Source organism: Saccharothrix coeruleofusca (genome assembly GCF_017876325.1).
In the GTDB taxonomy this organism is placed as follows: Bacteria; Actinomycetota; Actinomycetes; order Mycobacteriales; family Pseudonocardiaceae; genus Actinosynnema; species Actinosynnema coeruleofuscum.
The window spans coordinates 882338-904009 of record NZ_JAGINV010000001.1 but is presented as its reverse complement, the minus strand read 5'-3'; the positions used below and the strand labels follow the sequence as shown (position 1 = coordinate 904009).

Sequence of the window (21672 nt, the reverse complement as noted above, 5' to 3'; positions counted from 1 at the left end):
CGACGAACGACGCGAGGCTAGAGACCTCCACCGACAAAAACCGATCCCCGGCTCCCCGAAGGCGTCTGAGAACACCCGAATGGAGCAGTGTTCGCCGGAGGTGGCTACTCACCACCATCTCCGGCGAACAGGCGCTCACCGCTGCCACGGCCAGACAGACAGAACAAGTTGCAACCCCGCCCCAGTGGCGGGGGCGGCCAAGGCCCTGGAAACAGGCTTCTTTTATGTCGAATCCGGACACGGTAAGCGAGTAGGTCTCAAATTGGTGTCGGCGAGGTCGCGCGTGGCAGCGCGGTTGCGCCCCCCGCTGGGACGCGAGTCCCAGCGCTGCATATTCTTCAGTTCTTCGCCGATCCGCCTGCCCATGTTGCGATCCCCGCTGGGACGCGAGTCCCAGCGCTGCCCGCCAGCCGGGCCTCCTCGACGATCCCCGCGGCGTTGCGATCCCCGCTGGGACGCGAGTCCCAGCGCTGCCACCGGGATGGGCACACCCAGCGAGCGCACCACGCTGTTGCGATCCCCACTGGGACGCGAGTCCCAGCGCTGCCGGTCTACACCTACCAAATCGGCGACCTGGCCACGTTGCGATCCTCGCTGGGACGCGAGTCCCAGCGCTGCTTCCATCTCGGCGAAGCTCTGGAGGACGTTGGCGATGTTGCGATCCCCGCTGGGACGCGAGTCCCAGCGCTGCCAGCGGCACCGGCTACTGCTACGGCGCCTACGCGGTGTTGCGATCCCCGCTGGGACGCGAGTCCCAGCGCTGCCATTCGCCGAGCACGGGGGCCGGTCCCCAGCCGTTGTTGCGATCCCCGCTGGGACGCGAGTCCCAGCGCTGCCGCGAGCCGTCGGCGCACCGGACGGGGTGGCGGTGGTTGCGATCCCCGCTGGGACGCGAGTCCCAGCGCTGCCTGCGCCCGGGTGTAGACGTGGATCGGCTCGCCGTAGTTGCGATCCCCGCTGGGACGCGAGTCCCAGCGCTGCCGCACGAGACAAGCCGGACTCGCAGCCCACCCACTCGTTGCGATCCCCGCTGGGACGCGAGTCCCAGCGCTGCTCGTCATGCGCGCCGCACGGGTTCTGCAGGCAGCCCGGTTGCGATCCCCGCTGGGACGCGAGTCCCAGCGCTGCCGATCCGGCTCGGCGCCAACCCCGCCCAGGTGGTGTTGCGATCCCCGCTGGGACGCGAGTCCCAGCGCTGCCGCAACCGGGAGGTGCCGGGTTGGGTCCAGTCGTTGTTGCGATCCCCGCTGGGACGCGAGTCCCAGCGCTGCGTTCCTGCTGGCCGATGAGGTGCCCGCGGAGGACCTGTTGCGATCCCCGCTGGGACGCGAGTCCCAGCGCTGCGATCGGTCAGCTGCTGCTGTCCGGCCCGGCTGTCGTTGCGATCCCCGCTGGGACGCGAGTCCCAGCGCTGCGGCCGGGGTGCGCGAGGCGGTCGCGGCATGACCGTGTTGCGATCCCCGCTGGGACGCGAGTCCCAGCGCTGCGCTGCCTGACCAGGCACAATCCCATACTCACCAACCACAGAACCACCCGACATCCCAAAATCCGAGACGACACGCGAGCCGCAGCTTCAGAACCTCCCGGCGTGTCGTGACACGCTCCAGGTTCCCAACCAGCCGCACAGCCATCTCCATGAGCAACCCAGTTTACGAAACCCAGGGCAGGCCAGAATATGGAAGCGCTCCGGGGCGCCAGCGATCCCACCACGACCGGAGTGCTCCCTTCGGCCTTCTAGTCGCCGGAGCCCACGAGCACCGCCATCACGGGTTGTCCGGCATCGATGGGTCCTCTGGGCATCTCAGCACAAGGCAACCGACGCATTAGGATCGGTTATCCAATTGCTGCCGCAGAGTATGCACCGCTTCCTGCCATCCCGTGTGTCCACGCTGTAGCCGTGGACATGGCGAAGTCGGATGTCCGCCACCTCGTCTCCAGGGGCTCCGATACGCCAACCAGGGCTCGGATAGTCGAGTTGGCCACCGCGATGGCCAGCGACAAGCGGCGTCGCCCCGCAGTGCTCAAGCGCGGAGAGTCCAGCCAATACATCCGCGTCGCCCTGGCCGAACAAGGCGCGTCCACCCTGCACGTTCTGGCCGTGAGCAGCATCCCCGAGGTCATTCGGCATGACGTGTTCACCGACAAGCCGGTGGTGGTGCTGGTACCGGAAGGCGTGGTGCGCGCATCGCAGGACCTGGTCGAACGGATCCGAACAGTGAACCTTTTTCATCCTGCGGTGGTCCCGTAGTTCTGTAGGGCGTGGATGGCCTTGGCCAGGCGGCCAGCACGGTAAGGACAGCAGCGGAGTTTGCGCAGGACGCGCCAGGTCTTGAGTTGGGCGTTGGCGCGTTCACCCGGTCCGCGCAGGCGGGCGTGGGCGCGGTTGGCCTCTTTCTGGGACTGCGGCTCGTGCTTGCCTTTGTACGGGGTGATGACGTAGTCGCCTGTCTCGTCGTAGCTGAGGTTCCCCCGATAACTCGGAGGGTTGATTACCTGGCTCCGGTTGGGGACGCGGGGATGATAGATGGCTCGAGTTGATCGGCGTGCCAGGTGGCCTCGTACTCGTCGGGGCTGAGCCAGCCGAGCTCTTTCTGGATGCGCTGGGTGTTGTACCAGGCGTCGATGTAGCTGAAGATCGCGTTCTCGGCCTTGTCGCGGGTGCGCCACGAGTTCCGGTACACGAGCTCGATCTTCAGCGTGGAGAAGAAGTTCTCCATCAGCGCGTTGTCGTAGGAGTCGCCGACCGAGCCCATCGAGGGCAGGATTCCGTTGTCCTCCAAGCGTTGCGCGAAGCGGATCGAGGTGTAGGTCGAGCCTCGGTCGCTGTGGTGGATCAGCTGCCCGTCACGGACCTCGCGGGACCAGATCGCGTACTCCAGCGCGCCGAGCACGAGGCTGGTGTCGCAGCGGTCGCTGGTCTTCCAGCCCACGATCCGGTTGGAGAAGGCATCACGGACAGCTGCCAGCCAGAAGACGCCTTCGCCGGTGGGGATGCGGGTGGCGTCGGCCACCCACAGCCGGTCCGGGGCCGGGGCGGTGAAATCCCGGTTGACCAGATCCGGCGCCGGCGCCACTGGTGGATCACGGCGGGTCGAGGGTGTTCGCCACTTCTTGCGCAGGAACGCGCCCTGCAGCTCGTGGCCGCGCATCAGCCGCTCGACCCGCTTGCGCGACACCCGGATCTCGCGGCGGCGCAGGGTGGCGTGCACCCGCGGGCTGCCGTAGGTGCCGCCGGAGGTGGTGTGGATGTCCACGATCTCGGCGACCAGTTCCTCGTCCTGGCGCTGGCGCGGTGACGGGTCTGTCTGGCGCTGGACCCAGCCGTAGTAGGTGGAGGAGGCGATACCAAGGACCCGGAGGATGGGCTCGACCCCGAAGCGGCCGCGAAGCTGCTGCACGAGCTTCACGACCGTCGCCGGGTCGGGTCGAGTTCCGAGGCGAAAAAAGCGCTCGCGGCCTTGAGGATCTCGTTGGCACGCTTAAGTTCCGCGTTCTCCCGCCGCAACCGGCGCAGCTCCTCCGACTCGCTGGTCGTCGGCCGGTCGTCGCGCTCGCCGCGGTCGGCCTCGTCCTGCCGGATCCAGTTACGCAGTGCTTCGTGATGCACCCCGAGCTGCTCGGCCAGCCGCCGGATCACCGGCTTGGGATCCGACTCCCGGTACAGCCGGACCGCTCGAGCCCTCAGCTCATCGGGGTACTTCTTCGGTGCTGCCACGGACGACTCCCTTCAGATCCTATCGGACCATGCTTGAAGTCTCCGAGCTACCGGGGGAACCTCAAAGCGGCGGCATTGACCGCGATCAGTCAAACCTGATGCAGCCGGACCGCACGGGCTCGGCTCGTCCGGGCACTTCGTCGAGGACGCCCACGAACGACCCCTTCTAGGGCTATCGGGCCGTGTCCGACAATCTGCGAGTGGCTGTTCGAGGTCGCCCGTCGGGTGGTGTCGCTGTTCCGGATGAGTGTGGCACGACTTGGAACAAGGTCTCGAAGGTTGAGGTGGGCAGCGCGGCCAGGGCGCCGCCGATGAACGCCGCGCCTGGTTGCAGGGAACCGTCCAGCACTCTGCTGACGGTGGACCGGTTGATGCCCATCGCTTTGGCCAGCGCGTACTCGGAGTGCAGACCTGCGTCGGCCATGGCGGCCAGGAAGTCCGAGCGGCGCAGCCGGATAGTGAACCTCCGGCGGTCGCTGCCGCCGTGGTGATCCGGTCGGGGTGTGTCGTTGAAGCGGCTCATGATGTGTGCCCTGTTCGCACCACAACCCTCATGGACGGCGGTGGTTGTGCCATTGGCCGCGGCGGTGGCCGGGGGACGTCGTCGGCGCGGGGTACCGGTGTGGGATACCCTGCGCCGACGCGGCGGTTGGTCGGCCTCAGCGGGTCGGGGTTGCGGTGTTGTCGGGGAGCCAGACCAATCGCGGGGCGGTGTCGCCGTCGTCGAAGTGGCGCAGTGCTCCCTGTGGGGTGTCGGTGTGGATCTGGAAGGTGCTGTCGGTGGCGACGGCGTAGGCGTGGTCGGGGAAGGCCAGTCCCCAGGCGGCGATCGTGTCGTTCTCGGTGTCGGTGTCGTAGGTGGCGATGGCGAACAGCCTGGGCGCGGTGTCCTGGGCGAGTCGGGTCAGTGCCCGCGTCAGGTTCTGGTCCGGGTCGTGGGTCGGCTCGGTCATGAGGGTGCGCCTTTCGTTAGGGGAAACGCGGGGTGTCGGGGTGGTCGGTTGTCGTGGCGCGGGTGCCCCCTGCGGGGCTTGCGTGGATGTGTTGCCGTGCGGTCGGGGGTAGGGCGGGATGCCTTCGTGTCGACGCCAGTGCAGATCGCAGTCCGGACAGGTCGGCCAGCACCAGTCGGTCTTGGGCGGTGCGTGGCGGGGGACGATGAGCGGTAGCGCGCACAACGTCTGGCCCGTGTCACCGGGCAGCAGGTCGGTGCTGATGGCGTGGCGTCGTCCGGTGTGGGGCAGCCAGCGGAAGTCCCGTCCCATTGCGACACTCCAGGATGCGGGCGGAGGTGGTGCTCGCTGTGGTGCCGGAGGTCGGCAGCGCGTCCTCCGATGGGGTTGCCGGTTCAGGATTCGACCACCGTGGTGGGATCGCTCAGGTGTGCGGTGGCGAACTGGACGGCGGTGCGCAGCGCGTGGTCGTGGCCGTCGGCGGGCAAGTTCTCGTGTGCCAGGCCGAACTCGTGCAGAACCCGGTCGATGTGCTGCCCGGCCAGGTGCCTGAACCGCTGGTCGCTGCTGCGCGTCTTGTCCTGCCCTAACGGGATGCCCGGTTCCAGGGTGGTGTGGAAGAGCAGGTCGTAGTGCACGCTGTGCCGCCGCACCAACATCTCCAGCAGTGCGCAAGCCTGGGGGTCGAGGGGTTCGTCGCGGTAGGCCAGTGCCGCTCGGTAGTAGCCCAACGCGTCGGGGACCGCCCGGTCGACCAGCACGACATCGGCATGCGACCAGGCTTCCAACTCCTCGCTGATGCCGCGGGTGACAAACCACAACGTGGAAGCCCAGGTGTGGTTGTCCAGGATCGGCAACCCCATCCGCTGGGCCTGCTCACCCAGATCGGCCACCGTCGCCACCTGCACCTGACCGCGGCGCAGCTCGTGGGCCAGCCGCGCCAGGAAGGTGCTCTTGCCCGTGGAGTGGGTGCCCACCACACCGATCACGACTGGCTTCTCCACCCCGGCCACGCTCACCACAGCCCCGCCTCCGGCGGCCGGAATTCCGCTGGCGCGGCCACCCGCACCAACTCCTCCCAGGACAGCCCGCCGTCACGCACGAGCCTGCACAGCAGCAGCCAGGCACACCAGGCGTCGAACCCGGCCCGGTGCGCACGCCGCTCGCGCGGACCGCTGGTGTCCAGACCGGCGTGCCGCACCAGTGCGCCCAGCCCGTAGGCGGGAAGACCCGGCCAGAGATGACGGGCCAGGGTGAGGGTGTCCAGCACCATCGGCGGCCGCCACGTGGGCAGATGCGCGCGCAGGACGCGGTAGTCACCGGCGGCGGCATGGGCCACCATGGCGCGACCGGTCACCAGCGGCTCGACCTCGCGCGCCACCCCGCACCACAACGGTCTGCCTGCGAGCTCGTCGTCGGTGATGCCGTGGACGCGCCGGGCCATCGCGGTCACCGGTGTCGTGGGCCGCACCAACCACGACCGCACCCGCGCCCCGCCCAAGGGACCCTCGTCCACCGCACCCTCGTCCACGGGGCCCTCGTCCACGGCGCCCTCGTCCACGAGGTCCTCGTCCCGGCTGTCGGGGCTGGCATCGACGGTGAGCACCGCGATTTCCACGATTTCCGGCGGCTGGGCACCGTTGCCCTCCAGGTCGACCACGGCCAGCGGGTGCCCGGCCAGCGCTGCAGGCGGCGACGGGGGCGTCATGCGCTCTCTCCTGTTCGTGCGGGCGGTGTGGGCCATTCCAGGTCGGCGCGGCCGTGACGGCGCGGCAGGTGGGGCCGGGTCACGTCGTGCACCTGGAACCCCAGGCCGTGCTGCATCAGGTACCGGCGCTGCTCGTCCAACCCGGCCACCACCGCCGCCCGGTCGGTGACCTCCACCAACGCCCCACCCAACCGGGTGGCCATCCCCTGCACGACAACGGGATGCGGCCTGCTCCACCCTGCGGCGCAGCGCGCCTGCTGAGCAGCAGGGCAGATGTCGCATAGCTCGCGGATGCCGAAGTGTCCGTTGTAGTCGGCCACACCGTGGGCGTAGGCCACGCCGCAGGAGGTCTTGCGGAACAACGGCCCGCCACCCTCGTACCGCCCGGCGGCGGCCAGGATGCGTCGCTCCAGCGTCTCCGGAAAGACCTTGCGCCGCGCCACCTCGCCGTACGGCTCGGGCAGGCCGTGGGAGCGGTAGTAGTCGCGGATGCGGTCCCGGTAGAACAAGCCGGTGAACACCGTGGCGTGCGCGTGCACGCCCAGCCGCAGCGCCCGGTCGAGGTGGGCGTCGCTGTCGTTGAGACCCGGCACGATCGGCCGCCAGTACAACACCACCCGATACCGATCGGCGTGCTCGAACGCCGTCTTCAGCGACGCGGCGGCGATGGCGGAGTCCACCGGCTCGATCCGCGTGTCCTCGATACCCGAATAGGTGATCAACAACGTCACTTTCAGGGTCCGCAGCGCGTTCAACACCGCGCAGTCCTCCGGTGTTACCCGCCACCGGGTGATCACCAGCACGTGATTGGTCAAACCACGCTCGTCCAGCATCCGCAGCACCCGCATCAGGTGCGGCTTCACCGCAGGCAGCATCGGATCCGTCGCCCGGTTGAGCAACTGCACCGGTGTGAGGTGCGGCCGGAAGAACCTGTGGGACACCAGCGCATCTACCGCCTCCTCGTCGCTGGTCAGCGCGCGGGGCACCTTCATGTCGAAGTTGCCGAACAGGTGCCGCACGCAGTACCCGCAATCCAACGGACACCCGACAATCCAGTTCAGGCTCAACCCCGACTTGCGGTACTCCACCACCTCCCGCAACTCCGGCCGCAACCCCGCCCGCCCGTCCTCGTCGAGCAGTCGCACACCCGATCGGGGGTGTGCTCCGACATTGTCGGTGTTCACCGGCCACTCCTCTCGGCCTGCTGAAATCCGTACGGATGTATTTCGGTCAGACCGTGTACGATCGGCAGACAAGAAAACCAGTCGGACACGCCATTTGCCCCTATTTGCCCCTGGCGCAAGCGGAGGCGACATGACCGAAGACGAGCGCTCCTGCGAACCTCAGCCCGCAGGTGTCCGACTCGCGCACGAGATCCGTCGTCTACGCCAGGAGGCAGGGCTCAGCCAGCCGCAACTGGCCCGGAAGATCGGCTACACCAGGCAATACGTGTCACTCGCGGAGCGCTTGGACCACAATCTCCCCTCAGCGGAACTGGTCCGGGCGCTCGATCGGGCACTCGACGCGGACAATCACCTCGTCGCACTACGCGAACAAGGCAAGCGCGAGCAACAATCCCTGCATCGGCAAGGCCTGCAGAAGAAGAGGACGGGACAGAACAGCAGCCACGACGCTGAGTTGCCCTTGCTGAGTGGCTTGGCCCCTGCGGACATCCCGGATCTTGTCGATCATCTGCGCGAGCAGTGGCACCTGCTGGTCAAGACCGACAACCTGTTCGGGCCGCGTTTCGCACTGGGGTCGGTCCACGAGCACCTGCGGTTGCTGGCAGGACTGGCTCGATCGGCTCGGGGTGCGGCACGCCGCGAGATAGTGCGCTTGGCCGCGCAGTACGCCGAGTCGGCCGCGTGGCTGCACGAAGACGCCGGTGAACCGTCGGCCGCCCACCACTGGACCGGGCGGGCGATGGAGTGGTCACACGAAGCCGACGACCGGTTGATGCTGGCCTGGACGTTGTTCCGGCGCAGTCAGCAGGCCACCGCGGGCAACGACCCCGCCGGGACCCTCGGCATGGCCGAGGCGGCTCACCGCGACGGCCCCGCACTGCCGGCACCCATGCGGGCGGCCATCACCCAACAGCAGGCACATGGTCATGCCCTGGACGGGGACGCGCTCACCGCGCAGAAAACGTTGGATCAGGCGCACGCGTGGGCGGCAGCGGACACGCAAGGTGAGGCACGCAGCGGCCACGGGTCGTTCTGCACCGCGAGCTACATCGAGCTGCAACGTGCGCACTGTTGGCTGCGGCTCGGACAGCCCCGCAAAGCCGTCGACTTGTACGAGGCGGTCCTACCCAGCCTGCCTGTGGTCTACCGGCGGGATCGGGGCAGTGCGCTGAGCCGCTTCGCCATGGCCTCCACGGCAGTCGGCGAACCCGAGCGCGCCGCCCACCTGGCCGACGAAGCGCTGGACATCGCCCACAGTTCCGGCTCGGTGCGGACCAAGCACGAACTGCGAGGCCTCGCCGCCGCACTGGCCCCTTACGACTCGGTAGCGGCGGTGGCGGACTTCCGCGCCAAGATGGCGTTGGACGCAGGCCTGTGACCACGGCATCGCAGATCGAGACCAGCGCCATGCGGCGGGCGATCGTGCTCTCGGCGTTCGGCCTGGGCACCACCAGCCCCAACCCGCCGGTGGGCTGCGTCATCCTCGACCGCGACGGCCACGTCGTCGGCGAGGGCTACCACCAACGCAAAGGCGAGGCGCACGCCGAAGTTCACGCCCTGACCGCGGCGGGTGACCACGCCCGAGGCGGCACGGCGGTGGTCACCCTGGAACCGTGCAACCACCACGGCCGCACACCCCCATGCCGCCAAGCCCTCCTGGACGCGGGCATCACCCGCACGGTCATCGGGTTGCTCGATCCCACCTCCCGCGAGGAGGGCGGCGCGGCCCGGCTGCGGGCCGCCGGTGTCGAGGTCGAGGTCGGTGTCCTCGCCGAGGCCGTCCGGCAGGTGCTGCACCCGTGGTTGCACGCGCTGACCACCAAGCGCCCCCACGTGACCTGGCTGTACGAAGTCGACGCACACGGACGGATCACCTCACCAGGCGAACTCCTCGTCCAGCGGCACCGGACGGGCGTGGACGCCGTCGTGGACGTGCACGACCGGATCACCGAAGGCAGGCCGGATGCCCACGGCCCCACAGCGTTCACCCTGTCCGCGGCCACCATGACCGGGAATCCCAACGACGTACTGGCCACTCTTCACGACGGTGGGACCCGTTCGGTGCTGGTTGCCTGCCATCCTGATGCGGCGCGGCGGCTGTTGGCTGCGGGCCTGGTCGACCGGATCGTGTGCTACGCGGTTCCCGCCGCTGCTTCCGGGGTGGGCGCGCCAGGGTCAACGTTGTTGCCCGAGGGGTTCGACATCGCCGCGGTCGACGCGGCTCAGGGATGGGTGCAGGTCGATGCGACGCCATCACCGTCCAGGCCCCAGTACTCGTAGGAGAACCGTCGTGTCTGCTGCGTCGGGATCTGTTTCCCCGGCTCACGTGGTCGTCATCGGCATGGGCGGTACCCGCAGCCTGGGTTGCCTGGTGGTGTTCGCCGACGAGATCTGCGCCGCCTACCGCATCCGCAAAACCCACACCACCAGCGGCTCCACCTTCCAATCGGCCAACGCGGCCCCGCTGGGCTACCTCGTCGAAGGCCACCCGCACATCCTCAACCGGCCGCCCGAGCGCCCACCGCGGCCCGCCCTCGGCACCGACACACCAGCCGAGATTCGGGTCGGACTGGTCACCGCGACCCTCGGCGATGACGGACAGCTGCTGCACGGCCTGGCCGACCACCTCGACGGACTGGTCGTGGCCGCCTTCGGCGTCGGCCACGTTCCCACCGCCTGGGTGACACCCCTGCAGCACCTCGCCGCACGGATCCCGGTCGTGCTCGCCTCCCGCACCGGCTCAGGCCCGGTGCTGGCCCGGACCTACGCCTTCCCCGGCTCCGAACGCGACCTGCTGGACCGAGGACTCATCCGGGCGGGCTTCCTCGACCCGCTCAAAGCCCGCATCCTGCTCCACCGACTGCTCACCGCGGGCGCCGACACCACCACCATCGCCACGACCTTCCGCACCGCCAGCGGATACGGCGCGCCCGCTGGCACAGTCGACGACCGACCCGCCCCGACGATCGCGACCCGATGAGGAGCCCGTCATCCGCAGCCACGAACTGACCCTCGGCCGCAGTTTCGGCGTCGCCTTCGACCACGGCGAGGACTTCTTCACCGCCCTGACCCACTTCTGCACACAACATCGGGTCCGCCACGCCTACATCCCCGGCTTCATCGCCAGCTTCAGCGAAGTCGACATCGTCGGCACCTGCGAAAGGCTGGACAACCCCGAGGCGCCGGTCTGGTCGAAGGTCCACCTCACCAACGTCGAAGCCTTCGGCGGCGGCACCCTCGCCTACGACGAGACCACCGACCAGGTCCACCCCCACATCCACGTCGCGGTCGGTCTCAAGGAACACAGCGCCACCGGCTACACCAGCCACCTGCTGCGAGCACAGGTCCAGTTCCTCACCGAGATGCTCGTCATCGAGGTCGCCAGCCCAGCACTGCTGCGCCGCCGCAACCCCGACCTCTACGACGTCCCGCAACTGCACTTCGGCCAGTAGCAAAGCTGGACGAGCATGCCTCGGCAGGGCGTGTCGGGAGTCGGCCTTCCCGGCGGAGCGGAGCCCTTGTAGAGCGGAATCCTTGTGTCGTGAGCGGGTTCCGACGGTCCGACTGCCACGATGCCCCTGGAGGAGGGGTGCGGTGGCAAGCGTGCGGGAGGTTGCCCGGCAGGTCCAGCAGGCCAGGGACAAGACCGGCGAGTGCGCCGCGGCGGTGCGGCAGGCTGGGGAGCTGGCACACGATGCCCTGGAGGTGCTCCACGGTGCCTGCCAGGGTGCGGTGGCGCTGGAGGATCAGGCAGCGCAGGTGGTCCAGCAGTGGACAGGGGTGGTTGACGGCGTTGAGGCACTCGCCCGGCGACTGGCCGATCTCGACGCCCGACTGCAGGGCCTGCTGGACCGGTTGCTCGGAGACGGCGGCGCGTCCCGCCCGACGTCGAGTCCTTCCCGATCGGCGACGCCGGCTTCCGACACACCAGGTGCGGAACGGGTGGCCTGGCAGCGCCGGGACTTGCCGGACTACATCACCTCCGGGCGCTACGAGGACGAGGCGGGGCAGCCGGTGCTGGTGCAGAGCGGCAAAGGACCGGAATCGCCGCAGATCGCCCGGTACCTGTTCGAGGCGGGCATCCTGCCCAGGCCGGGGATGCCGTTCGTGGCGATGCACGTGGAGCCGAAGGTGGCCTGGAGGATGCGCACCAGCGGCCGGGCCAGAGTCGAACTCGTGATCAACAACAAGGTCTGCCAAGGTGATCTGTCCTGCCGCAAGCTGGTCGAGGACATCCTGCACGAAGGGCAGACCCTGGTGGTGCACGATCCCACCGAGGACCGGCCACTGGTGTTCGAGGGAAGGAGTCCGCGGTGAGTGCGGCGTTGAACATCTGGTACTACCGCGACGACGGCGGCGCCGGGGACCAACCGCAGGTCGTCACCACGCCGGAGGCGTTGGACCAGGTGTTGGACTACATCCTGGACCATCCCCAGCCGCATCCGCCGGTGATCACCGTGCGCGACCGGCCCCGCTTGTTGGACGGCCGCTATCCCGACCACGAGGTCAAGGTCGACGCCGACCGCCGCGCCGGTGTCGGGGCGATGCTGTGCAGCGGCCCCGCCGACTTCGCACCCGACACCGACACCTCCGGCGATCACGGCGGCGGCTGGATCACCCTGGACCGTACCGACCGGCTCCCCGAGGACACGCCCGCCCTGTACATGGACAAGGCGACCCGGACGCGGTTCCCCGCCAACGCCCTGGTGCCGCTGCCCCTGTGGAGGCAAGCCCTGCACGAGCTGCTGAAGACCGGCACACGCCCGACCTGCGTGCAGTGGCAGGACACCGACGTCTTCTGAACCACATTCCCCATCCGCCGTATGCCCACCGAGGACAACACGCCGACGGACCACTCGACCGAGGAAAGACTTGCCGCGATTCACCGAAACGCGTGCACACCGATTCCACCTGATCCGCCTACGATAGCGGAGCAACGCAAACCACTGACATACGATATTTGCCCCCTATTTGCCCCCTAGCGCAGGCGGAGGCGACGTGATCGAAGACGAGCAGGACCAGGAACACGAGCCGGCCGGTGTTCGGCTGGCCCGAGAGATCCGCCGCCTCCGCGACCAGGCAGGACTCAGCCAGCCACAACTGGCCAAGAGGATCGGTTACACCAGGCAGTACGTCTCGCTGGCCGAGCGTGCCGACCACAACCTGCCCTCCGCCGAGATCGTCAAGGCCCTCGACGACGCACTCGGTGCCAGCGGAACTTTGATTGCGCTACGGGACCAGGGCAAACGCGAGCAAAAGCAGTTGCGCCGGAAATCGGCGGCCAAGCAAGCCCACGGGCAACCGACATCATTCATGTCTACAGGACAAGGACCGAACGTACCTGTGGTCGCGGAGTTCGACGGGAACCAACTGCTTGATGGCCTGAGGCTCGACTCGCCGCCCCGGCGGTGAGTCGGGCGGGGCCGAGGTCGAGCAGGTCAAGCTGATGACCGGTGCGCTGGCGGCCAGCGAGAACCTCTACGGCGGCGGTATGGCGGGCGAGGCCGGTATGACCCACCTGCGGTGGGCGTGCCGAATGGTGGAGGCGCAGTCAGATTCGGCGATCACACCGTCGTTGTTCGAGGCCGTCGGGAACCTGGCCGAGGTGGTGGCGTTCTCGGCCTTCGACGTCGGTGACCACCCGGTTGCGGCGCGGTGCTTCCGGATCGCCTTGTGGTGTGCCGAGCAGGGTGGTTCGTGGGAGTTGCGGGCGGCCACTCTGACCGACATGGCCCGCCACGCCCTCTATCTGGGTGACCTGGACGAGGCCCTGTCGCTGGTCGAGTTCGCCCAGGTCCGTGGCGACCGGCTGACGGCCACGGCGAGGGCCGTGACCGCAGTGGTCCGCGCCAGGGTACTGGCCATGCTGGGCCGTCACGACGAGGCCGCGGCGGAGGTGGGCCGCGCCGACGCGCACTTCGCCGAGCGCCAGGCGGCCACCGATCCGCCCTGGCTCCTCTACTACGACGAAGCCGAGCACGCGGGCAGCAGCGCCCGAGCGTTGCTGCCCGTCGCTGTGGCCCGCACACGGCCGGGGGAGGCCGCCGAACGCCTGGGCGCGGCGATCCGCCTGCACAGCGATGCCTATCCGCGATCGCGGGCATTCTCCACGACGCGGCTGGCCACCTTGCACATGATCGCGGGCGATCCACATGAAGCCGCAGTACTCGGGCAGCGGGCGGTCACGGACGCCGCGAGGTTGCAGTCCCGGCGGATGAGCCAGGAGCTGCACACCTTGATGCGTGCCAGCCAACGGCACCTGTCGATCCCCGAGGTGGCCGATCTGTCACGTTCCCTGGCAGCGGCCGCTGCCGATGTCTGAGGCGCCCGGCATGCCGGTCATCCACCCCGCATACGAGATTCTCGCCAGGGCAGGCGCCCAAGCGGGTGTGCCGACAGCCGGAGCGGAACTGATCCGCGACGGCGTCAACGTCCTCTACCACCTGCCCGGTGGGATCGTCGCCCGCATCGGCCCGGCAGGCTCCTACGACACCGCCGCCCACCTGCTTCGCATCTCGCGCTGGCTGGCCACCACCGACGTGCCGGCCGTCCGCGTCCTAAACGGTGTACCCCAGCCCACCATGGTCGGCAATCGGCCCGTCACCTGGTGGATACGACTTCCCGACCACCGACACGCCAGCCCCGCCGAACTCGGAGCGACCCTCAGGCGAATCCACGCACTGACCGCACCGGACTGGCCGCCACTGCCCCCGCTCGACCCCTTCAACGGACTGGACGAGGCCATCGCCACGGCCACCACGATCACCGACCGCGACCGCACCTGGCTCACGAACCTCCAGGCCGGACTACGCCGCGAATACGCGGAGCTGCGATCCGAACTGTCCCGGCACGTCATCCACGGCGACGCCTGGCAAGGCAACCTCGCCGTCCCCGAGGACGGCACCCCCGTGCTACTCGACCTCGACCACGTCGGACTCGGCCCCCGCGAATGGGACCTGATCCCCCTGGCCGTCGACCACACCGACTTCGCCCGCATCACCCCCGCGCAGTACGACGCGTTCGTCAACGCCTACGGCGGCTACGACGTGACCACCTGGCCCGGCTACCGCACACTGGCCACCACCACAGAACTCCGCTGGACCGCCTTCATCCTCGGCAAAGCCAACACCGACCCCCACGCGGCGAACGAAGCCAACCACCGCCTGGCCTGTCTACAAGGCGACATAAAGCGCCCCTGGCAGTGGACCCCCTTCTGACTGAAAGCGCAGAGTCGAGCCTCCACTTGCTGATCGATCACGACCTCGTAGAAGGCATCCGCGAGGACCATGATGACAGCGCCGATGCCAGGTCCGTCGCTGAAGAAGTAGTCGGCCATGGTGTTGTGGGCCTCCCGGTTGTCGATGACCGCCTCAGTGACTGCCACCTGGAAATCCTGCGATTCCACGAACTGCTTCTTCGGGTTGACCTGGCCTGGTTGGTCAGGATGGTGGCCGGGGCCGCCGAACAGAACACACCCGCGTGCGCGGGGTCGAGGCCCGGCAGCCAGCAACCAAACCGTGCAGGCCGGAATACCCCCGCGTACACGGGGTCGCGCTGTCGATCGTCAGCGACCGGCCGCCCTTATCGGGAACACCCCCGCGTACGCGGGGTCGAGGCAACAGCGGCCGCAGGCATCCCGCTCAGCACCGGAACACCCCCGCGTGCGCGGAGTCGAGGTTGGCCCCGAGGCTGACGTGGCTGCCACCGGCGGAACACCCCGCGTCCGCGGGGTCGAGTAGGTCTCCGTGGGGATGGTGTCGGCGTCGGCCGGAACACCCCCGCGTGCGCGAGGTCGAGACCGGCGGCACGGTGGTCGACCTCGAACTCGTCGGAACACCCCCGCGTGCGCGGGGCCGAGGCCGCCTTCCACGGGCCTTCGGTCTCGTGCGCCGGAACACCCCCGCGTGCGCGGGGTCGAGCGCCGGAACTCGCGCGGCCACACCCCCAACACCGGAACACCCCCGCGTGCGCGGGGTCGAGTGCCCGGTCGCCGTGCGCGTCACGACGCGACGCGGAACACCCCCGCGTGCGCGGGGTCGAGGAGGAATACGGCGGGTTCTTCCGCACACTCGGAGGAACACCCCCGCGTGCGCGGGGTCGAGGCTGAACGACCTGATAGCGAGTCTGGGATACAGGGAACACCCCCGCGTGCGTGGGGTCGAGATCCGGGCGCGCTTGCGGTGGATCAGGCTGGTCGGAACACCCCCGCGTGCGCGGGGTCGAGGTGGTAGGCGTCGACGTGCACCAGCAGTCCGCGGGAACACCCCCGCGTGCGCGGGGTCGAGCGGGTGATCCGTCCCCAGATGGGCACAGTGGCCGGAACACCCCCGCGTGCGCGGGGTCGAGTTGCCGAACACGGGGTGCCTCCACCGGCCGGTGGGAACACCCCCGCGTGCGCGGGGTCGAGGCGATGCGGGATCGGGCGCTGGTCTGGCACAGCGGAACACCCCCGCGTGCGCGGGGTCGAGCCGTTGGGGTCATCGTGCGGTACGGCCTCGACGGGAACACCCCCGCGTGCGCGGGGTCGAGCCTCGCCGCCCCCAGCAAGCCCGCGGCGAAAGCTGAACACCCCCGCGTGCGCGGGGTCGAGTACGGCTGGGACCACCACATCGCCCGTGTCGCGTGAACACCCCCGCGTGCGCGGGGTCGAGGCTTGATGACCAGGAACTCTATCAACCAGAACAGCGTTTCTCATTCACTCCGTTTCTGCACCCGCCAGCCAACCCGATCACACATCCACACACCTCCGCCCACCAGTCCGACACCCCGTCCAACGTCACCAACCCGACCCCCTCACACCCGAGCACGACCACCGACTCCGAACCGACCACCCCGACAACCACCGTCTCTTCACGACACCACACGCCATCCGGCAACCCCACAGGACCACTCATCATCACCGCAACGACCTCACCGACCGGCCATGACGCGACCAACACCGACACCGCAGAAGGAATGTCATCGGGACGCCCAACGGCCCGCTACGCGCAACCGGAGCCCGTTCCCGCCCTTACCCGACGCCAGGCCGCCTTCCGCAACACACCGACGCCGATCCGCAACACTTGACGAATCCCGCAGCCGGTCACCACCACCGGGTGACGTTTGACGTCGGTTGGCGACATTCACCCGTTCGAGGCGACCCCATTTGGTCCTGGTCAAAGATCCGGAGCCACCCGCTCCCGATTTCGCTCCTAAACAGCGTTCACCAAGATCGAAAAGTTACCGTTCCGTGACCACGCAAAGATCGACATCAGCGCACGAAAAAGCCCGCTGACCTGGGCAAACATCCCAGGTCAGCGGGCTTCTTTCGACCGTCGGGACGACAGGATTTGAACCTGCGACCCCTTGACCCCCAGTCAAGTGCGCTACCAAACTGCGCCACGTCCCGGCCACATCCCCGTCTCCGGGGGTGCGCGCATAGCTTAGCGCATCCCGCGAAGATCCCCCGACACCGGGGTCCCTCATCGCCCCTACCTGCGAAAACAGCGAAAATCAGCCACCACCGGCCTCCGCCGGCCGGACCTCCCGCTACGCGCTGGCCTGACCACGACGGGCACCGCGTGAGCCCGCGCCTTCCTCGCCGTCTTCCGACGAGCTGATCGGCAAGGTTGCCTCCACCGCGAACCCATCGCCGGAGGGGCCGCACCGCAGGGTGCCACCCGCCAGCCGCACCCGCTCGGCCAGGCCGTGCAGTCCGATGCCGTCGCCTTTCGGTTCGGCGGCTGCTGCCGTGGGTGGTCCGTTCACGACGCTGATCCGCAGCGTCCCGTCCCGCTGGGACAGTCGCACGTGGACCTCGGCTCCTGGTGCGTGCTTGGTCACGTTGGTCAGGGCTTCCTGCACGACGCGGAAGGCGGCCCTGCCCACTGCGGGCGGGATGGGGCCGCTCTGGTCGTCCAGGGTCACCTTCACGCCGGCGGCGCGGGCGCGTTCGACCAGGGTGGGGATGCCGTCGTGGTTTCGCGGCGGCTCGGCGTGGAGCAGGGCCAGGGCTGCTCTCATCTCGTTCAGCGCTTCCTTGGCCGACGTTCTCAGCCGCAGTGCCGCCGCGCGGGTCTCGGGTTCGTCCGTGGTGGCGGCCAGGGCGGCTGATTCGACGGCGATCAGGGTGGCGTGGTGGCCGACGGCGTCGTGGATCTCGCGGGCGATGCGGGCTCGTTCGGCTGCTCGGGCGCTGTGCTCCCTGGCCGCCAGTTCGGCCGCGCGGGCCCGCTGCGCTTCGGCCAGGGTGGTGGTCAGCTCCTGGCGGGTGGTGATCAGGGCGCCCAGGGCGGTGGGGGCGCCGGAGACGAAGAGGGTGAAGGCGTAGGTGAGGAGGGTTCTGCTGGGCGGCAGGGATTCGTTGATCACGACCAGGGTGGCCGGGGTCAGCGTCGTCACCGCCACCCATGCCGCCATGCTGCGCACGCCTGAGGTGCGGCCGATGTGGTAGAGGGCTACCACGGTCGCGGGCCAGCCCAGGCCGCCGAGCAGGGCCGGGAGGCAGGCCAGGAGGGACAGCCAGGGGCGGCGGTGGCGCAGCGGAAGCGCGATGCACGCGAAGAGGGCGGCGGGCAGGGACCACTCGTACGGGGCGGTGCCCGCCATCAGCGCCATCGCGGCGGGCACCGTGACGGCCAGCACTTCCCCGAGGATCACCACGTGCCGCCCACCCGGTGGGCGACCAGGGCGGCTTGGACGCGGTTGTCCACGCCCAGCTTCATCAGCACCGTGGAGACGTAGCTCTTCACGGTCGCCTCGCTCAGGCCCAGTTCGGCGGCGATCACGGCGTTGGGGTGGCCGTCGGCGACCAGGGCGAGGACTTGGCGTTCGCGGGTGCTCAGGCTGTCCAGCTGGGTGTTGGACTTGAGCCTGCCGCCGCGCAGCTTGGGCAGCAGGCGGGCGGTGATCCGCGGGTCCAGGACGGCTCCGCCCGCGGCCAGGTCGACGACCGCGCGGATGAGGGCCTCGGGTTCGGCGTCCTTGAGCAGGAAGCCCTGGGCGCCCAGGTCCAGCGCGGTGGCCACGTAGTCGTCCAGGTCGAACGTGGTCAGCACCGCCACGGCGGGCGGGTCGGGTCTGCTCAGCAGGGTGCGCAGCGCCGTGAGGCCGTCCACTCCCGGCATCTGCACGTCGACCAGCGCCACGTCGGGGCTGGTGGCCCGCACGGCGTCGAGCAGGGCGGCCCCGTCGGCGGCCTCGGCGACCACCTGGACCCGCCCGTCGGCTTCCAGCAGCACCCGCAGCCCCCGGCGGAGCAGCGGTTCGTCGTCCGCGAGGACCAATCGCACCGGCACGACGCCAGGCAACCGCATCAGGCCTGCCGGAGCAACCGGGTCACTTCTTCTGGCGCTTCTCCCGCACCCGGACCGAGATGCGCACGGGGCTGCCCTGGAAGCCGAACTCCTCGCGCAGCTTGCGCTCCACGAAGCGGCGGTACCCGGCTTCCAGGAACCCGGTGGTGAACAGCACGAACGTGGGCGGTCGGGTGGCGGCCTGGGTGGCGAACAGGACCTTGGGCTGCTTGCCGCCGCGCACCGGCGGCGGGGTGGCGGCGATCAGGTCGGACAGCCACGAGTTCAGCCGACCGGTGGGGACGCGGGTGTCCCACGAGTTCAGCGCGGTGCGCAGGGCGGGTGCCAGCTTGTGCACGGCGCGGCCGGTCAGCGCGGAGATGTTGACCCGCTCCGCCCACGGCACCCGGACCAGGCCCCGCTCCAGCTCGCGCACCATGGCGTGCCTGCGGTCCTCGTCCACCAGGTCCCACTTGTTCAGCGCCAGCACGCACGCGCGCCCGGACTCCACGACCATGGTCAGCACCCGCAGGTCCTGCTCGCTGATCGGCTCGGCCGCGTCCAGCAGCACGATGGCCACCTCGGCGGACTCGATGGCGGCCTTGGTGCGCAGCGAGGCGTAGTACTCGGCGCCGCTGGCGAAGTTGACCCGCTTGCGCAGTCCGGCGGTGTCGACGAACCGCCACACCTCGCCGTCCAGCTCGACCAGCGAGTCGACCGGGTCCACGGTGGTGCCCGCGACCGAGTCGACGACCGCGCGGTCTTCGCCGGTGAGCCGGTTGAGCAGGCTGGACTTGCCCACGTTGGGCCTGCCGACCAGGGCGACCCGGCGGGGGCCGCCGGTTGCGGCGCCGAAGGTGTCGCGCGGGGTCTCGGGCAGCGCTTCGAGGATCTTGTCGAGCATGTCGCCGGAGCCGCGGCCGTGCAGGCCGCTGACCGGGATCGGCTCGCCGAGGCCCAGCGACCACAGCGAGGCCACTTCGGCCATCAGCCGCTCGTCGTCGACCTTGTTGGCCACCAGCAGCACCGGGCGCTTGGAGCGGCGCAGGACCTTGACGGCGGCTTCCTCGGTGGTGGTCGCGCCGACGGTGGCGTCGACCACGAACAGGATCGCGTCCGCGGTGTTCATGGCCAGTTCGGCTTGCGCGGCGACGGCGGCCATCATGCCGGTGGCGTCGGGTTCCCAGCCGCCGGTGTCGACCACGGTGAACTTGCGCCCGTTCCACAGCGCGTCGTAGGCCACCCGGTCCCTGGTCACGCCCGGCACGTCCTGCACGACCGCCTCGCGGCGGCCGATGATCCGGTTGACCAGCGTCGACTTGCCCACGTTCGGCCTGCCGACCACGGCCAGCACCGGTTGCGGCGGTGCGCCGCCCTCGTCACCGCCGAACGAATCGTCGTCGAATTCCGACCACTCGGACTCGTCGGTCCACGTGCCGTCCAAGTCCGTCATCGTGCTTCTCCACTCGCGCTTCGCTTGTCGTCGAGCTCGGCCACCAGCGTGGCCAAGCGGTCGCGGACCTGCTCGGTGGCCGCCGCCAGCGCCTGCCTGCCCCGGCCGGGCGGCAGCGCGAACGGCTCGCCAATCAGCACGTCCACCACGGGTCGGAACCGCCTGCGCGATCCCGGTGGTCGCAGGGTGCCCCGGCAGGCCACGGGCAGCACCACCGCGTCGGCCGACAGCGCCAGCCAGGCCGCGCCCTGCTGGGCGCTGGCCACGTCGCCGGAGCCGCGGGTCCCCTCGGGGAACACGCCGACCACGCCGCCCGCCCTGAGCACCTTCTGCGCCGCCAGCAGCGGCGCCCGGTCCACCTCGCCGCGCCGCACGGCCAGCTGGCCGATCCGGCGCAGGAACCAGCCCGCGGGGCCGCGGAACATCTCCTGCTTGATCAGGAACACCACCCGGCGGGGCAGTTCGCCGAACAGCAGCGGGCCGTCCACCATCGAGCTGTGGTTGGCCACGACCACCACCGGGCCGGTCGCGGGCATCCGCTCGCGGCCGCGCACCCGCACCCGGAACGGCAGTTGGAAGGGTACTCGCGCGATCCACCGGCCGAGGTCGACCAGCCGGGGCACGGCTCCTTCGGGGAGCTGGTCGGTCACCCGCCCACCCGTCCGGTCGGCTGCGCGGCCACCCGCAGCCCGCGCTCCTCGACCAGCTCCAGCAGGGCGGCCAGGGTGGCGGGCAGGTCCAGCGAGGTGGTGTCCAGCTCCACGGCGTCCTCGGCCGGGCGCAGCGGGGAGACCGCGCGGGTCGAGTCGTAGTCGTCGCGGCGGCGCACGTCGGCCAGGGTCTGGTCCAGGCTGGCCGCGCGGCCGGACGCGGCGTCCTGCCGGGATCGCCGCTGGGCACGTGCGTGGGCGTCCGCGGTCAGGTAGACCTTCAACTCGGCGCTGGGGGCGACGGCGGTGCCGATGTCGCGGCCCTCGACCACGATGCCGCCCACCTGCTCCAGCGCCTCGGCGATGATCCGGCGCTGCTCGGCGACCAGCAGTTCGCGCACCTCCGGCACGGCCGACACCGGTGACACGGCCGTGGTCACCTCGGGGCCGCGGATCTCCGCGCCGACGTCGGCGCCGTCCAGCGTGGTGGTCGAGGCCTCCGGGTCGGTGGTCTGCACCAGGTCGGCGGTGGCCGCGACCGCGGCGACGCGCTCGGCGTCGGCGGGGTCGACACCCGCGCGCAGCACGGCCAGCGCCACCGCCCGGTACATCGCGCCGGTGTCCAGGTAGCGGGCGCCCAGTGCCGCCGCCAGCTTGCGCGCGACGGAGGACTTGCCGGTGCCGGAGGGCCCGTCCAGGGCCACCACGCCACGCAGCTCACCGTGTCCCACCGGGT

The 21672-nt window shown here is 69.7% G+C and carries 22 protein-coding genes, 1 tRNA gene, 1 pseudogene and 2 CRISPR repeat arrays; of the genes and pseudogenes, 10 read left to right on the top strand and 14 right to left on the bottom strand.

The window, feature by feature from the left end:
* Window positions 1-294 precede the first annotated feature (294 nt).
* Window positions 295-1488: direct repeats of the CRISPR family, unit length 38 nt; unit sequence GTTGCGATCCCCGCTGGGACGCGAGTCCCAGCGCTGCC.
* A 409-nt stretch (window positions 1489-1897) separates the two neighbouring features.
* Entirely contained in the window at window positions 1898-2248 is a 351-nt protein-coding gene (locus JOF41_RS04440; RefSeq protein ID WP_189225988.1) for a hypothetical protein, read from the top strand.
* Here JOF41_RS04440 and JOF41_RS04435 read toward each other — a convergent pair.
* From JOF41_RS04435 to JOF41_RS04400, 8 genes and pseudogenes are all read right to left on the bottom strand, one after another.
* Window positions 2227-2472: pseudogene (locus JOF41_RS04435) on the bottom strand (transposase family protein); the annotation flags it as partial. The gene JOF41_RS04440 and the pseudogene JOF41_RS04435 sit on opposite strands and share 22 nt — an antisense overlap.
* A gap of 17 nt (window positions 2473-2489) precedes the next feature.
* Complete coding sequence (locus tag JOF41_RS04430; protein ID WP_189225989.1) at window positions 2490-3398, bottom strand: IS3 family transposase; 909 nt, start codon at window positions 3396-3398, stop codon at window positions 2490-2492.
* A gap of 5 nt (window positions 3399-3403) precedes the next feature.
* Window positions 3404-3715, bottom strand: coding sequence for a transposase (locus JOF41_RS04425; protein ID WP_090053759.1), 312 nt, complete (start codon window positions 3713-3715; stop codon window positions 3404-3406).
* 172 nt (window positions 3716-3887) lie between these two features.
* Window positions 3888-4238: a hypothetical protein gene (locus tag JOF41_RS04420; protein ID WP_306344696.1), complete on the bottom strand. Its 351-nt coding sequence runs from the start codon at window positions 4236-4238 to the stop codon at window positions 3888-3890.
* A gap of 136 nt (window positions 4239-4374) precedes the next feature.
* Complete coding sequence (locus JOF41_RS38770; protein WP_209616308.1) at window positions 4375-4980, bottom strand: HC3 family zinc finger protein; 606 nt, start codon at window positions 4978-4980, stop codon at window positions 4375-4377.
* Window positions 4981-5063: 83 nt separating this feature from the next.
* Window positions 5064-5672, bottom strand: coding sequence for an AAA family ATPase (locus JOF41_RS04410; protein ID WP_209616305.1), 609 nt, complete (start codon window positions 5670-5672; stop codon window positions 5064-5066).
* 11 nt (window positions 5673-5683) lie between these two features.
* Window positions 5684-6376 carry a 3'-5' exonuclease gene (locus tag JOF41_RS04405; RefSeq protein WP_209616302.1) on the bottom strand — a complete coding sequence of 231 codons (693 nt, stop codon included), beginning with the start codon at window positions 6374-6376 and terminating at the stop codon, window positions 5684-5686.
* Entirely contained in the window at window positions 6373-7560 is a 1188-nt protein-coding gene (locus tag JOF41_RS04400) for a radical SAM protein (protein WP_307867228.1), read from the bottom strand. The genes JOF41_RS04405 and JOF41_RS04400 overlap by 4 nt, the downstream gene beginning before the upstream one ends.
* A 130-nt stretch (window positions 7561-7690) precedes the next feature.
* On the opposite strand from JOF41_RS04400, the gene JOF41_RS04395 reads away from it, so the two are divergent.
* The 9 genes from JOF41_RS04395 to JOF41_RS04360 all read left to right on the top strand — a co-directional run bounded on the left by JOF41_RS04395 (window position 7691) and on the right by JOF41_RS04360 (window position 14777).
* The gene (locus JOF41_RS04395; RefSeq protein WP_209616299.1) at window positions 7691-8938 is read left to right on the top strand and encodes a helix-turn-helix domain-containing protein; all 1248 of its coding nucleotides are present in this window, start codon (window positions 7691-7693) and stop codon (window positions 8936-8938) included.
* Window positions 8935-9840, top strand: coding sequence for a bifunctional diaminohydroxyphosphoribosylaminopyrimidine deaminase/5-amino-6-(5-phosphoribosylamino)uracil reductase RibD (ribD, locus tag JOF41_RS04390; protein ID WP_209616296.1), 906 nt, complete (start codon window positions 8935-8937; stop codon window positions 9838-9840). Before JOF41_RS04395 ends, ribD begins: the two co-directional genes overlap by 4 nt.
* A gap of 10 nt (window positions 9841-9850) precedes the next feature.
* Window positions 9851-10540 (top strand): asparaginase domain-containing protein, encoded by a 690-nt coding sequence (locus tag JOF41_RS04385; RefSeq protein WP_209616293.1) that lies wholly within the window; start codon window positions 9851-9853, stop codon window positions 10538-10540.
* Complete coding sequence (locus tag JOF41_RS38500) at window positions 10494-11012, top strand: PPC domain-containing DNA-binding protein (RefSeq protein WP_372448519.1); 519 nt, start codon at window positions 10494-10496, stop codon at window positions 11010-11012. Before JOF41_RS04385 ends, JOF41_RS38500 begins: the two co-directional genes overlap by 47 nt.
* 142 nt (window positions 11013-11154) lie before the next feature.
* Entirely contained in the window at window positions 11155-11877 is a 723-nt protein-coding gene (locus tag JOF41_RS38115; protein WP_209616290.1) for a DddA-like double-stranded DNA deaminase toxin, read from the top strand.
* Window positions 11874-12362 (top strand): Imm1 family immunity protein, encoded by a 489-nt coding sequence (locus JOF41_RS04375; protein ID WP_209616287.1) that lies wholly within the window; start codon window positions 11874-11876, stop codon window positions 12360-12362. Before JOF41_RS38115 ends, JOF41_RS04375 begins: the two co-directional genes overlap by 4 nt.
* Window positions 12363-12558: 196 nt before the next feature.
* Entirely contained in the window at window positions 12559-12972 is a 414-nt protein-coding gene (locus JOF41_RS04370) for a helix-turn-helix domain-containing protein (RefSeq protein WP_307867227.1), read from the top strand.
* A gap of 34 nt (window positions 12973-13006) precedes the next feature.
* Window positions 13007-13882 carry an NsdA family TPR-like regulatory protein gene (locus JOF41_RS04365; protein WP_209616284.1) on the top strand — a complete coding sequence of 292 codons (876 nt, stop codon included), beginning with the start codon at window positions 13007-13009 and terminating at the stop codon, window positions 13880-13882.
* A gap of 10 nt (window positions 13883-13892) precedes the next feature.
* A complete protein-coding gene (locus JOF41_RS04360) occupies window positions 13893-14777 on the top strand; it encodes a phosphotransferase (protein ID WP_189225995.1) in 885 nt (294 codons plus the stop codon).
* A 551-nt stretch (window positions 14778-15328) separates the two neighbouring features.
* A CRISPR array of direct repeats spans window positions 15329-16211; the repeat unit is 28 nt; unit sequence GGAACACCCCCGCGTGCGCGGGGTCGAG.
* Window positions 16212-16874: 663 nt separating this feature from the next.
* Here the strand turns inward: JOF41_RS04360 and JOF41_RS04355 are convergent.
* The 6 genes from JOF41_RS04355 to cmk form a co-directional block, all read right to left on the bottom strand.
* Window positions 16875-16948: transfer RNA gene (locus JOF41_RS04355), tRNA-Pro, on the bottom strand.
* Between the two features lie 140 nt (window positions 16949-17088).
* On the bottom strand, window positions 17089-18201 hold the full coding sequence (locus JOF41_RS04350) for a sensor histidine kinase (RefSeq protein ID WP_307867226.1): 1113 nt from the start codon (window positions 18199-18201) through the stop codon (window positions 17089-17091).
* Window positions 18195-18854 carry a response regulator gene (locus JOF41_RS04345; protein ID WP_189225996.1) on the bottom strand — a complete coding sequence of 220 codons (660 nt, stop codon included), beginning with the start codon at window positions 18852-18854 and terminating at the stop codon, window positions 18195-18197. Before JOF41_RS04345 ends, JOF41_RS04350 begins: the two co-directional genes overlap by 7 nt.
* 22 nt (window positions 18855-18876) lie before the next feature.
* The gene (gene der / locus JOF41_RS04340; protein WP_209616281.1) at window positions 18877-20286 is read right to left on the bottom strand and encodes a ribosome biogenesis GTPase Der; all 1410 of its coding nucleotides are present in this window, start codon (window positions 20284-20286) and stop codon (window positions 18877-18879) included.
* Window positions 20283-20936 carry a lysophospholipid acyltransferase family protein gene (locus JOF41_RS04335; protein WP_189225998.1) on the bottom strand — a complete coding sequence of 218 codons (654 nt, stop codon included), beginning with the start codon at window positions 20934-20936 and terminating at the stop codon, window positions 20283-20285. The genes der and JOF41_RS04335 overlap by 4 nt, the downstream gene beginning before the upstream one ends.
* Entirely contained in the window at window positions 20933-21667 is a 735-nt protein-coding gene (gene cmk / locus JOF41_RS04330; RefSeq protein ID WP_209616278.1) for a (d)CMP kinase, read from the bottom strand. Before cmk ends, JOF41_RS04335 begins: the two co-directional genes overlap by 4 nt.
* Between the last annotated feature and the right edge of the window lie 5 nt (window positions 21668-21672).

Excerpts from the sequence above, each read along its gene's own strand:
- JOF41_RS04365 (WP_209616284.1), top strand. The coding sequence starts at position 13,007 with ATGACCGGTGCGCTGGCGGCCAGCGAGAACCTCTACGGCGGCGGTATG.
- JOF41_RS04360 (WP_189225995.1), top strand. The coding sequence starts at position 13,893 with ATGCCGGTCATCCACCCCGCATACGAGATTCTCGCCAGGGCAGGCGCC.
- der (WP_209616281.1), bottom strand. The coding sequence starts at position 20,286 with ATGACGGACTTGGACGGCACGTGGACCGACGAGTCCGAGTGGTCGGAA.
- JOF41_RS38770 (WP_209616308.1), bottom strand. The coding sequence starts at position 4,980 with ATGGGACGGGACTTCCGCTGGCTGCCCCACACCGGACGACGCCACGCC.
- JOF41_RS04405 (WP_209616302.1), bottom strand. The coding sequence starts at position 6,376 with ATGACGCCCCCGTCGCCGCCTGCAGCGCTGGCCGGGCACCCGCTGGCC.
- JOF41_RS04420 (WP_306344696.1), bottom strand. The coding sequence starts at position 4,238 with ATGAGCCGCTTCAACGACACACCCCGACCGGATCACCACGGCGGCAGC.
- JOF41_RS04345 (WP_189225996.1), bottom strand. The coding sequence starts at position 18,854 with ATGCGGTTGCCTGGCGTCGTGCCGGTGCGATTGGTCCTCGCGGACGAC.
- JOF41_RS04395 (WP_209616299.1), top strand. The coding sequence starts at position 7,691 with ATGACCGAAGACGAGCGCTCCTGCGAACCTCAGCCCGCAGGTGTCCGA.